General features: G+C 69.8%; 11 protein-coding genes. 8 read left to right on the top strand and 3 right to left on the bottom strand.

The features are described 5' to 3' along the window. The first annotated feature begins 107 nt into the window (after window positions 1-107). Window positions 108-1,580 (top strand): FG-GAP and VCBS repeat-containing protein, encoded by a 1,473-nt coding sequence (locus tag ACFV6H_RS21890; protein ID WP_385544619.1) that lies wholly within the window; start codon window positions 108-110, stop codon window positions 1,578-1,580. Between the two features lie 66 nt (window positions 1,581-1,646). On the opposite strand, the gene ACFV6H_RS21895 is transcribed toward ACFV6H_RS21890, so the two are convergent. After that, a complete protein-coding gene (locus ACFV6H_RS21895) occupies window positions 1,647-2,792 on the bottom strand; it encodes a permease (protein ID WP_385544622.1) in 1,146 nt (381 codons plus the stop codon). A 265-nt stretch (window positions 2,793-3,057) separates the two neighbouring features. Here ACFV6H_RS21895 and ACFV6H_RS21900 point away from each other — a divergent pair, with 265 nt between their 5' ends. The 5 genes from ACFV6H_RS21900 (at window position 3,058) to ACFV6H_RS21920 (ending at window position 7,751) form a co-directional block, all read left to right on the top strand. After that, window positions 3,058-4,191: a PucR family transcriptional regulator gene (locus tag ACFV6H_RS21900; RefSeq protein ID WP_385545057.1), complete on the top strand. Its 1,134-nt coding sequence runs from the start codon at window positions 3,058-3,060 to the stop codon at window positions 4,189-4,191. Between the two features lie 181 nt (window positions 4,192-4,372). Continuing rightward, window positions 4,373-4,888, top strand: a complete 516-nt coding sequence (locus ACFV6H_RS21905) for a hypothetical protein (protein ID WP_384979106.1) — start codon at window positions 4,373-4,375, stop codon at window positions 4,886-4,888. Between the two features lie 157 nt (window positions 4,889-5,045). After that, a complete protein-coding gene (locus tag ACFV6H_RS21910) occupies window positions 5,046-6,533 on the top strand; it encodes a flotillin family protein (RefSeq protein ID WP_385544626.1) in 1,488 nt (495 codons plus the stop codon). A gap of 175 nt (window positions 6,534-6,708) precedes the next feature. Then, window positions 6,709-7,119 (top strand): molybdopterin-binding protein, encoded by a 411-nt coding sequence (locus tag ACFV6H_RS21915; RefSeq protein ID WP_093595958.1) that lies wholly within the window; start codon window positions 6,709-6,711, stop codon window positions 7,117-7,119. Window positions 7,120-7,268: 149 nt separating this feature from the next. Continuing rightward, window positions 7,269-7,751 carry a molybdopterin-dependent oxidoreductase gene (locus tag ACFV6H_RS21920; RefSeq protein ID WP_385544629.1) on the top strand — a complete coding sequence of 161 codons (483 nt, stop codon included), beginning with the start codon at window positions 7,269-7,271 and terminating at the stop codon, window positions 7,749-7,751. A gap of 45 nt (window positions 7,752-7,796) precedes the next feature. Here ACFV6H_RS21920 and ACFV6H_RS21925 read toward each other — a convergent pair whose 3' ends face one another. Beyond that, the gene (locus ACFV6H_RS21925) at window positions 7,797-8,582 is read right to left on the bottom strand and encodes an SAM-dependent methyltransferase (RefSeq protein ID WP_385544632.1); all 786 of its coding nucleotides are present in this window, start codon (window positions 8,580-8,582) and stop codon (window positions 7,797-7,799) included. A 133-nt stretch (window positions 8,583-8,715) separates the two neighbouring features. Then, a complete protein-coding gene (locus ACFV6H_RS21930; protein WP_385544635.1) occupies window positions 8,716-9,579 on the bottom strand; it encodes a helix-turn-helix domain-containing protein in 864 nt (287 codons plus the stop codon). 354 nt (window positions 9,580-9,933) lie between these two features. Here ACFV6H_RS21930 and ACFV6H_RS21935 point away from each other — a divergent pair, with 354 nt between their 5' ends. Then, window positions 9,934-10,809, top strand: coding sequence for a glycosyltransferase family 2 protein (locus ACFV6H_RS21935; RefSeq protein ID WP_384782940.1), 876 nt, complete (start codon window positions 9,934-9,936; stop codon window positions 10,807-10,809). A 62-nt stretch (window positions 10,810-10,871) separates the two neighbouring features. After that, window positions 10,872-11,540, top strand: a complete 669-nt coding sequence (locus tag ACFV6H_RS21940; RefSeq protein WP_385544639.1) for a methyltransferase domain-containing protein — start codon at window positions 10,872-10,874, stop codon at window positions 11,538-11,540. The last annotated feature ends 8 nt before the right edge of the window (window positions 11,541-11,548 follow it).

Below are 11,548 nucleotides of genomic sequence, written 5' to 3' on the forward strand. Positions count from 1 at the left end.
CGTGCAGCACCGCTGCCCCGTACAACCATCCCGCCGCACCGGGAGTCTCCACCCATACGCGCCCGTACGCCATGCCATGCCATGCCATGTAGGAGACAGAGACCCGCATGCCCCGCACCAGAACGCTCCGCACCACCCTGGCCACAGCCACCGCGACCGCACTGGCCGCCGGAGCCCTCACCGGAGCCCTGATCGCCGGAACGGGCAGCGCCTCCGCCGCGCCCTCCGGGCTCCAGGGCGACTTCAACGGCGACGGCTACCGCGACCTCGCGATCGCCGCGGCCATGGGCAAGGTCGGCACCAAGGCGGGCGCCGGGTATGTCGCCGTGGTGTACGGCACCGCGAAGGGACTCGATCCCACCCGCCGTACGATCATCAGCCAGGACAGCGCGGGCGTTCCCGACAGCGCCGAGAAGGACGACGGGTTCGGCCACGCCCTCGCCGCCGCCGACCTCAACCGTGACGGATACAGCGATCTGGCCGTCTCCGCCTCCGAGGAGGACACCTCCGGCGGGCAGGCGGCCGGTACGGTCGTCATCGTCTGGGGCGGCGCGAAGGGCCTCAGCGGTGCCACGACCGTACCGAATCCGCAGCCGCTGTACGGCAGTTACTTCGGCGCGAGCATCGCGGCCGGCGACTTCACCGGCGACGGCAAGCCCGATCTCGCGATCGTCGCGCAGGGAGACACCGATCCGTCCTGGAAGATCCGTCTCGTACGAGGACCGTTCGCCAAGTCCGGCGCCCACGGCAAGCTGACCACCTACAACTCGCCGGTCGACCGGCCCTCCCTCACGGCGGGCCGCGTCACCAAGGACTCCGCCGCCGATCTCGTCGTCCAGGGCCGGAAGTTCAACAAGGACATCCTGGGCCCGTCCGTCTTCTACAAGGGCGCGAGCACCGGACTGGTCAAGGGAGGCACCTTGCCGGCCGGCACCAATGCAGCGATCGGCGATCTGGACAAGGACGGTTACGGAGACATCGCCATCGGCAACCCGGACGAGCCCGCCGACGAGCCCAGCGGCTCCAAGGGCGGCGAGGTGTCGGTGGTCTACGGCACCGCCTCCGGCCCCAGCGCCACCCGCCGTACGGCCCTCACCGAGAACAGCGCGACCGTGCCGGGCGTGAGCGAGTACGGAGACAGCTTCGGCTCCTCGGTGGCCATCGGCGACTTCGACAAGGACGGCTACGGCGACCTCGTGGCGGGCGCTCCCGGCCAGTCCTTCGGCGCCGATCCCGACTGGATGATGTCCGCCGGCGAGGTGATCCTGCTGCGCGGCTCGGCGAAGGGCGTCACCGGCACGGGCGCCCGCGCCCTCACCCAGAACACCCCGGGCGTCCCCGGCACCACCGAGGACATCGACAACTTCGGTGCCGTGCTCCTCGCCTCGGACATCAACCGGGACGGTTACGCGGACCTCTCCGTCTCCGCACTCCAGGAGGACAACGACGCGGGCGCCGTCACCTACCTCCGAGGCGCGCCGGCCGCGTCCTTCCCGGCCACCGGCTCCACCGTCTTCGGTCCCGCCGCCCTCGCCCGCCCGACCGCCTACAGCGACTTCGGCGGGCACCTGGCCGGCTGAGCCTTCATGCCGACTGAGCTTTCATGCCGGCCGGCTGAGCCTCCAGCCTTCGTGTCTGCTGAGCCTTCATTCGCTCGGCGACTTGTTCGTCTTGTTCATCGCGCGGAGCATCTCCGGGCCGCCGGTGCGGAGGAAGCGGTGGATCAGGGCGGCGGCAAGGAGAAGGAAGGCGATGTTGAGGGCGGTGGTGTAGTTCCAGGAGACGCCCTCGTCCGGGAGCCGGGCGTGGGAGTGGTCCGGGACGAGGTTCAGGGCGCCGAAGAGGAACTCGACCGTGTAGCCCGCCGCCGCCATCGCCGTGAAGAAGACCGCGAGGATCAGGGCCGTCATGCGCGGGCCGTAGTACTTCCGGTAGATGTTCAGGATCGGCAGGATCAGCAGGTCGGCGTAGAGGAAGGCGATCACACCGCCGAAGCTGATGCCGCCCTTCCACAGCACCACGGCCAGCGGCACATTGCCGATGGAGCAGACGAACGAGGCGATCGCCACGAGCGGGCCGATCAGCGGGCCCGTCAGTTTGGCGGCCAGCGGATGGTCGTCAAGGAAGAAGGCGCTCCAGAAGGAGTCCGGGACCCAGGCGGCGATCGCGCCCGCGATGAGCAGGCCCAGCACCAGATCGCGCAGGATCGCGGCCCACTCCATGACGAAGACATGCGCCACCGCCGTATGGCCCTCGGCGGAGAAGAGCCGCCGGGCGAAGGATCCTTCGCGCTGTACGGAGGAGTCCATCTCCGCATGGCCCTCCATGGAGCCGCTGAGACCTCGGGCGGCCTGCGCCCGTGCCCGCGCGAGCAGCCGCTCCCGCAGGAAGATCCGGAACAGCACCGCCATGATCACGATCATCACCGGCCCGCCGACGAACTCCGCGAGAGTGAACTGCCAGCCCATCAACAGGGCCAGGATCACGCCCAGTTCGACCACCAGATTGGTGGAGGCGATCTCGAAGGCCATGGCCGCGGTGAAGTTCGCGCCTTTACGGAAGAGGGAACGCGCCAGCGCGACCGCCGCGTACGAGCACGACGACGAGGCCACGCCCAGGCCCGCGGCCACGGTGAGCGTACGAGGACGGTCGTCGCCCAGCAGCCGTACGACGGTCGAGCGGCGCACCACCGCCTGTACGACCGCCGAGAGCGCGAAGCCGAGGATCAGCGCCCAGGTGATCTCCCAGGCCATCGATCCCGCGATGGACAGCGCACGTCCGATCTCCGACATGGCCGCTCACCTCCCGAAGTGTCCCGCCATCCTGTCTCGCGGCGGGTGTCCGGCACGTCAGCGGCACCGGCGCGCCATGGGTGTCACGGGTGCCATGGGTTAGAAAGGCGTGGGCCGCGGACGCGAACGGGAGCAGACGGGTGGGGACGGTGGAACGGTGCGGACTGCGCAGACGGGAGTGGACGTGACGGGGCAGACGAGCCAGGCGGGGCAGACAGGCCAGGCGGGGCAGACAGGGCAGACAGGCCAGACGGGCCCGACGGCGATACCCGACGCGTATCTGACCGGGTACGCGAAGATCCTCGCGGCCGTCGCCTCGACCGGCCGCCGGCTCACCCGGGACGAACTGCTGGCCCGCCGCGAGCTGGGACGGCAGGCCGCCGAGGCCGGATTCGGACTGCGCGCCCTCGTCGTCGCCCATCTCGCCGAGGCCCGCGCCCACTGGCCCGCCACCGCCGCCACCGCCGCCACCTCGGGCGCCACCTCGGGCCCGGCCTCCGGCTACGGCTCCCTTCCGGCCTCCGGCTACGGCATCGCCTCCGGCCGCGGCACCGTCGACAGTGTCCTCGCCGCCGTCGAGCAGGCCGTCGACGCGTTCGCCGAAGGCTACGAACGCGCCCAGCGGCTCGCCGTACGCCAGGAGGCCGCCGCGCGCCGGGAGTTCATCGACGACCTGCTGTACGGGCGCAGCGATCTCGGGCGGCTGGCGGAGCGCGCCGAGCGGTTCGGGCTGCGGCTCTCGTACGCGCACGCCGTCGCGGTCGCCGAGGGCGCCGTCCCGTACGACGAGGAGGAGCCCGTACCGCGCGCCGTGGAACAGGCCCTGATCGGCCGGTTCGGCGACCGCAGCGTGCTGCTCACCACCAAGGCCGGCCGGCTGGTGTGCATCGCGCCCGGCGACCAGGGCGAGGTCCTGACCTACTTCGCCAAGCAGGCGTTCGCGGCCACGGACGGCGGCCGGGTCGCCATCGGCCGTTCGCAGCCCGGCGTGGGCGGAGTGGTCCAGTCCTACGAGGAGGCCCTGAACGTCCTCGATCTCGCCGCCCGGCTCGCCATGGACGCGCCCGTGCTGTACGCCGCCGATCTGCTCGTCTATCCGGTGCTCACCCGCGACCGGCACGCCATGACCGAACTCGTCCTCGGCACACTCGGTCCGCTGGAGTCCGCCCGGGGCGGCGCCCAGCCGCTCATGGAGACGCTCTCCACGTACTTCGACGCGGGCTGTGTGGCGGCGGAGGCGGCGCGCCGACTGTCGCTGAGCGTACGGGCCCTGACGTACCGGCTGGAGCGGATCCACAAGCTCACCGGCGCCGATCCCGCCGACCCCATGCATCGCTACACCTTGCAGACGGCCGTCATCGGGGCCAGGCTGCTGGACTGGCCGGCGAAACCATTCTGAGCCCGTAGGCGTGGGTGTAGGTGTAGCCGGTGGCCAGAAGTGGCAGCCGTCGGCAGTCGGCATCAAGAACGCGTTAAGACTGCCGGAAACCGGCAATGCGCACGGCCGTCCACGAATGGGAACATGGCGCCCTGCCCGAGGGAGACCGCGGGGGATCCGGGGCAGTGGGGAGGTGGGTCCGATGACCTTGTTTCTGGGTCTCGGCATCGCGGGGATCGTGCTGCTCGTCCTCTCGTTGATCTTCGACGGGATTCTGGAAGGGCTCTTCGGCGGCGTCGGGATGCTCAACGGCCTCTTCGACGGGCTGCTGTCGCTGCCGGTGATCGCCGGATTCGTCTCGATGCTCGGTTTCGGCGGCGCGATCGTCCAGGGCACCACGGATCTCGGTACGGGACCGGCCGCCGTCGCGGGGGCGGCGGCCGGTGTGGTGGCCGGATGGCTGACCTGGAAGTTCAGCAGGGCGCTGATGCGCGACCAGACCGCGGCGACTCCGCGAGGTGACGATCTCGTGGGCACCGCGGGCACGGTCGTCACCGCGATTCCGGCCACCGGCTACGGCGAGGTGCTGCTGCGGCTCGGCGGCCAGACGGTGAAGTACTCCGCCAAGAGCGAGCAACCGGTGGAGTACGGCGCCGAGATCTGGGTGGAGGCGACGCTCTCGTCGAGTTCCGTCTCCGTACGCCCGGTCCAGCGCTGACCGATACCGGCGCCGACCCGTACCGGTCGGCCGTCCGCGCGGCAGCCAAAACAGCCGTGCCGGCAAACACCCCCGTGAACCAGCGCAGCGCGTGGAACGTTCTTCCGCGCGCACCGATCCGAACTGCCGTCCCTCGGGGGGCAAGGGAGAGGCCACAATGAGTCCAGTCGTCATCGCCGTGCTGGGGGTCGTCGTACTCGTCGCCCTGCTGGCACTGGCCGTCATCACGCGATACAAGGTCGCCGGGCCCAGCCAGGCGTTCATCGTCACCGGCCGCCGCGGCAAGTCGTCCACCGATCCGGCCACCGGCCGGGTGTCCATGGACACCAGCGGCCAGAAGGTCGTGGTCGGCGGCGGAGTGTTCGTCGTGCCGTTCGTCCAGCAGAAGTTCACGCTCGACCTGTCCAGCCGGCACATCCCGGTCGCCGTGCGCGGCGCCGTCACGCTGCGCGGAGTGAAGGCCAACCTCGACGGTGTGGCCATCGTCAAGGTCGGCGGCACCGAGGACTCCATCAGGGCCGCGGCGCAGCGGTTCCTCCAGCAGCAGGGCGGCATCGTCGGCTTCACACAGGAGGTGCTCTCCGGCGCGCTGCGCTCCATCGTCGGCCGGATGTCGGTGGAGGACATCATCCGGGACCGCGCGGCCTTCGCCGGACAGGTCGCGGAAGAGGCCGAGGCGAGCCTGTCCGGGCAGGGCCTGGTGCTCGACGCGTTCCAGATCCAGGACATCACCACCGAGGGCTCGTATCTGGAGGACCTCGGCCGTCCCGAGGCCGCCCGCGCCAAGCAGGAGGCCGATATCGCGGAGGCGGTGGCACGCCGGGCCGCCGAGCAGGCGCGGCTGAAGGCCGAGGAAGAGATCGCGATCGCGCAGCGGACGTTCTATCTGAAGCAGGCCGAGATCAAGGCCGAGACGGACGAGGCAGCGGCGCGCGCGGCGGCGGCGGGCCCGCTGGCCCAGGCGGCGCGCGAGCAGGACGTACTCGCCGAGCAGGAGAAGGTGGCCCAGCGCCAGGCCGCGCTGACCGACCGCGAACTCGACACCAAGGTACGTAAGCCCGCCGACGCGGCCCGCTACCAGGCCGAGCAGGAGGCCGAGGCCCGTCGTATCGCCCTGGTCAAGCAGGCCGAGGCCGACGCCGAACGCTCCCGTCTCACCGGTGAGGGCGAGAAGGCGCACCGCGCCGCGCTCGCCGCTGCCGTACGGATAGAGGGCGAGGCGGAGGCCGCCGCGATCGGCGCGAAGGGCGCGGCGGAGGCGGAGGCCATGCACAAGAAGGCCGACGCGTTCGCGCGGTACGGCGACGCGGCCGTCCTCCAGATGCTGGTCGAGGTGCTGCCCTCGGTGGTCGCGAAGGCGTCCGAGCCGCTGAGCGCGGTGGACAAGATGACGGTGATCTCGACGGACGGCGCGGGCCAGCTCGCTCGTACGGTCGCCGACAACGTGGCCCAGGGCGTCGAACTCCTCAGCTCCACCACGGGAGTCGACCTCGCGGAGCTGCTGAAGGGCCTGGCGGCGGGCAGGACGCTCGGGAAGGGTACGGGCGGGTCGGCCACGGTCCCGGCGCAGGTCCCGGCGCAGGTCCCGGCACAGGTCCCGGCCAAGACCACCGAGGCCAACGGGCGCATCGAGGTCACGGACTGACACCGTGGCGTTGATGTAGGGGGAACTGGGGACAGGGGGGACGGGGGACACGGGGGAACGGGGGGCACGGGGGAACGGGGGAAGCGCCGTACGGCGCGTGGAAGGGCCCGGCCGGCGGGGGAAACCGGCCGGGCTCTTTCGTACCCCGACACCGGACACGGCTTAAAGTGCCGGAATGCCCTCGTACAGCATTGGCCAGGCAGCGGGACTGCTCGGCGTGAGTTCGGAGACCGTCCGCCGCTGGGCCGACGGCGGTCAACTGGCCATGCGACGGGACGGTTCCGGCAACCGGCTGATCGACGGCGTGGGCCTGGCCGCGTTCGCCAAGGAACGGGCGGTGGGACTGCATCCGGTGCCCGGCGAGCCGCTGACCTCGGTCCGTAACGCGTTCGCCGGAATCGTGACGGCGGTGGTGCTCGACGATGTGGTCGCGCAGGTGGAGATCCAGTCCGGGCCGCACCGGCTGGTCTCGCTGGTGACCCGGGAGGCCGTCGAGGAGCTGGACATCCAGGTCGGCGCGACGGTCACGGCCCGGGTGAAGTCAACGCACGTCCATGTCGACAGACCGCCCCAACGACATACGTGACACACGTGACACACGTGATTGCCACCCCATCCGGCCCTCACGGCTCACATCAGCGAGGCGGAGAAGCACGATTGGCTCGTATCCGAGATTCCCTCTCCCGACGGCTGGGCATCACCAACTGTGGCAGCCGCCTCCCGAGGGGGAATCCGATGAGCCGATCCGGCATCAGTACCGGCACCAGCGCACCACCGTCCCGCGACCTCTCCCTGCTGCTCCAGGGGGAGGTCGAGCGTCCCGTCTCACTGACCGTCGCGGACCTGCGTGAGCGGTGGCAGCAGCACCGCGCCGACGTGGTCTTCCACTGCGCGACCGACGGACCACGGCACCACACATTCGAGGGCCCGCTGCTCCGCGAGGTGGTCGGCTCGGCGAAGCCGGCCTTCGACGCCCGGCGGCGCAAGGACCGTTCGCGCTTCCTGCTCGCCGTCACCGGCGGCGACGGGCACCATACGGTGCTCTCCTGGGCGGAGTTGGACGCCGACTTCGGCAACGTACCGGTCCTGCTGGCCACCGCCATGGACGGACGGAGCCTGGAGTCGACGGGCAGTCAGCTCGTCGTGCCCTCGGACCACTGCGGCGCGCGCTACATCAGCGCGATCACCAGCGTGTGGGTAGGCGGCATCACCACATAGGCCGCAGACAGGCAGCCGACGGACCTCATACGCCTCGGCCGGGCCTCAGACGCGCGCCACCCCCACATAGAACGAGCTGTGCTCGTCCTCGGGCGCCGCCGTGTCCTTGTACCACCGCGGCGCCGTCACCAGCCCGGGATCCACCATGTCGAGCCCGTCGAAGAACCGCTCGACCTCGGCGCGGGTGCGCAGCCGCAGCGAGATACCGCCCTTCCCGTACGTGTCGTTGACATGGCCCACCACATTGTCCGGCTGGAAGTCGGCCGTACCGTGCGAGAACAGGAACAGACTGCCCGCCGGCAGCGCGTCCACCAGGACGCGCGTGATGCCGTACGGATCGTCCTCGTCCGGGATGAAGTGCATCAGGGCGATCAGCGACAGGGCGACGGGCCGGCCGAAGTCCAGCACACCGCGGGCGTGGTCGAGGATCTCCTGCGGCCTGCGCACATCGGCCTGGATGTAGTCGGTGACTCCCTGAGGCGTGCTGATCAGCAGGGCTTCCGCGTGCCGCAGGACGATCGGGTCGTTGTCGGTGTAGACGATCCGGGACGCCGGGGCTATCCCCTGGACGATCTGGTGGAGATTGGGCTCGGTCGGGATGCCCGTACCGATGTCGAGGAACTGGTCGATACCGCTGTGGGCGACCCAGGCGGCGGCGCGGTGCATGAAGGCCCGGTTCAGCCGCGCGTCCTGCTTCGAGGCGTCGGGGAGCTTCTTCCCTATCTCCTGGTCGACCGTGTAGTTGTCCTTGCCGCCCAGCAGATAGTCGTACACACGCGCCGGGTGGGGCCTGCTGGTGTCGACCTGGGGCTTGGGGGTGCCTGCCGTCATCGGGAACTCCGTAAATCCATTGACTTCGTGATGGTGATCTGCGCGTGTGCCGAGGTACGGCGCGTGTGTCGCGTGTGCCGCGAGCGGGAAACTGGGAGACCGGGAACTGGGGAACTCGGGAACTGGGGCCGCGTCACAGTTCCTTGCGGAAGTCGGTGAGTATCTCCTTGGTCCGGCGGGCGGACTCCGCATGGGCGACCATACGGTCCATCGCCTCCCTGTGCTCGGAGAGCTCACGGGCGTTGTCGAGATAGAGCGCGCCGGTCAGATACTCGATATAGACGATGTCCGGCAGCTCGGGTATCGAGAAGCGGAAGAGGACGAACGGGCTGTACGTGCCCGGGTGGTGGCCGGATGCGAACTCGGCTATCTGGAGCGTCACATTGGGCAGTTCGGCCAAGGCCAGGAGCTTGTCGATCTGGTCCCGCATGACCTCGGCGGAGCCGACGGGTCTGCGGAGGACCGTCTCGTCCATGACGGCCCAGAAGACCGGCGCCGCCTCGGCGCGCGTGAGCAGCTTCTGCCGCTCCATCCGCAGTGCGACACGGCGCTCGACACGCTCCGGATCGGCCTTGCCGATCTCGCCGAAGGTCAGGACGGAACGCGCGTAGTCCTCGGTCTGGAGCAGGCCGGGCACGAAGTGCGGCTCGTAGCAGCGGATGGTCTTGGCCGCGCCCTCAAGGCTGACGTAGCCGCCGAACCAGTCGGGCAGCACATCGTGGAACCGCTGCCACCAGCCGGGCTTCGCGGCCTCCTCGGTGAGCTGGAGGAAGACGGCGCGCTCGTCGTCGGAGAGACCGTACGCGGGCAGCAGTAACTCGACGTACGGGATCTTGAGCGCGACCTCGGCCATCTCCATACGCCGTATGGTCGCGGCGGTGACACGCAGCAGCTTGCCGGCGTCGTCACGGCTGAGTCCCGCCTTCTCGCGGAGGGACTGGAGCTGCTTGCTGAGGACGAGCTGCCCGATGGTAGGCGCAGAGCGCGGCTCACTCACTCCCCACCACCGCCCGCCGCCATGCGGGCAGTCTCCCACAGCGGCCTGATCAAGAACATGGCGCTCCGCCGGATGTGACGAGGGCCCTATGGGCGTACGGCATACGGGAGTTACAAGCCGGGCCGGGCCCGGTGCCCGGTGGGGAACGGGCGACGGGAAGGGCTACGGGAAGGGCGACAGCAACCGGCAGCCACCGACGACAACAGGCAGCCACAGAGAGCGACGGTAACGAGCGGCCACAGAGAGTAAAGATGAACTAATGGCATCCGGGGGGATACCTTTCAGTAGCCGCAGTATGGCTGCCGGCGGTTAGCATCGAGTTCCGCCGTTACCGAGAGCTGGGGTGATCTGGACGTGTCCCGACCGCGTGTGGGTGTGGCCGTGCTGACCATGGGAACCCGGCCCGTCGAGCTGCGTGCCCTGCTGGACTCCGTGGCCAAGCAGCGCGAGTCCGCCGCCCGGATCGTCGTCGTCGGCAACGGCGCGCCGCTGCCGGAGTTGCCCGACGGGGTCATCGGAGTGGAACTGGAGCAAAATCTCGGCGTCTCCGGTGGCCGTAATGTCGCTCTGCGTAAGCTCCGCGAGGCCGGCGACATCGACGTACTGGTGGATCTGGACGACGACGGCCTGCTGATCGAGGCCGATGTGATCTCCCGTGTCGCCGATCTGTACGAGGCGGATCCACGGCTCGGCATCATCAGCTTCCGTATCGCGGACGAGACAGGCTTCACCGCGCGCCGGCATGTGCCCAGGCTGCGGGTGGACGATCCGATGCGCGGCGGCGAGGTGACCACGTTCCTGGGCGGCGGTCACGCGCTGTCGATGCCGATGCTGGACGAGATCGGCGGCTGGCCCGACGAGTTCTTCTTCACGCACGAGGAGACCGACCTCGCGTGGCGTGCGCTGGACGCGAGCTGGACGATCCGTTACGAGCCGGAGCTGGTGCTCCAGCATCCGCGCACCTCGCCCGCCCGGCACGCGGAGTTCTACCGGATGACCGCCCGTAACCGCGTCTGGCTGGCCCGCCGCCATCTGCCGGCGCTGCTCGTCCCGCTCTACCTCGGCACCTGGATCCTGCTGACCCTGGCCCGCACACGCTCGGCGAGCGGCCTGCGCGCCTGGTTCGGCGGCTTCTTCGAGGGCGTACGCACAGCCTGCGGCACCCGCCACCCGATCAGCTGGCGCACAGTGGGCCGCATGACAGCCCTGGGCCGCCCCCCGGTGATCTGACCATCTGACCGGGCCCAGCACCGGCCAACTGTCCCGTTCGGCCGTCGTCCTATTGTTGGCTGATGCGTGCACACCAAATTGATCGCCCGGCCGATCTCGACGTGGTCCGTGAGTCCTACGACCGGGTGGCTGACAACTACGCCCACATGGTGGCGACGACGGGAATGGGCGACATCCGTCGCCATCCATGGCTCAAGGCGTCCATCGACGCTTTCGCCGACACCGTGAGCGAGCTCGGGCCTGTCCTCGACGTCGGCTGCGGGCCCGGAACGGTGACCGCCTACCTCGCCGAACGCGGACTCGACGTGTCCGGAGTCGATCTCTCTCCACGCATGATCGAGAACGCGCGCCGTCTCCATCCGGAATGCCGCTTCAGCGTCTCCTCCGCCACCGACCTCGACCTCGGCGAAGCGTCCCTCGGGGGCGTGCTCGGGTGGTGGTCACTGTTCAACCTCCCCCGCGACGTCCTTCCTCAGGTCCTCGCCCTGTTCGCGCGCGCCCTGAAGCCGGGCGGACACTTCATCACCGGAACACACGTCGGCGACGAGGACGCGCTGCGCACCGAGGCCTACGGAGGCGTACCGGTTCGCTGGACGACACACAAATGGCGGCCGGAACAGTTCGTAAACCTGATCGAGCAGGCCGGCCTGCGCCCGGTCGCCGAACTCCGGCTCCCCCCGGATGAGCACAGCGGCCCGAGTGTGGTCGTCATGGCCGAACGCCCGGCCTGAGGACCAGG

This window comes from Streptomyces sp. NPDC059743 (assembly GCF_042732975.1).
Taxonomy (GTDB): Bacteria; Actinomycetota; Actinomycetes; order Streptomycetales; family Streptomycetaceae; genus Streptomyces.

Coding starts and splice junctions, on each gene's coding strand:
- ACFV6H_RS21890 (WP_385544619.1), top strand. CDS start 108: ATGCCCCGCACCAGAACGCTCCGCACCACCCTGGCCACAGCCACCGCG.
- ACFV6H_RS21895 (WP_385544622.1), bottom strand. CDS start 2,792: ATGTCGGAGATCGGACGTGCGCTGTCCATCGCGGGATCGATGGCCTGG.
- ACFV6H_RS21905 (WP_384979106.1), top strand. CDS start 4,373: ATGACCTTGTTTCTGGGTCTCGGCATCGCGGGGATCGTGCTGCTCGTC.
- ACFV6H_RS21910 (WP_385544626.1), top strand. CDS start 5,046: ATGAGTCCAGTCGTCATCGCCGTGCTGGGGGTCGTCGTACTCGTCGCC.
- ACFV6H_RS21915 (WP_093595958.1), top strand. CDS start 6,709: ATGCCCTCGTACAGCATTGGCCAGGCAGCGGGACTGCTCGGCGTGAGT.
- ACFV6H_RS21920 (WP_385544629.1), top strand. CDS start 7,269: ATGAGCCGATCCGGCATCAGTACCGGCACCAGCGCACCACCGTCCCGC.
- ACFV6H_RS21925 (WP_385544632.1), bottom strand. CDS start 8,582: ATGACGGCAGGCACCCCCAAGCCCCAGGTCGACACCAGCAGGCCCCAC.
- ACFV6H_RS21940 (WP_385544639.1), top strand. CDS start 10,872: ATGCGTGCACACCAAATTGATCGCCCGGCCGATCTCGACGTGGTCCGT.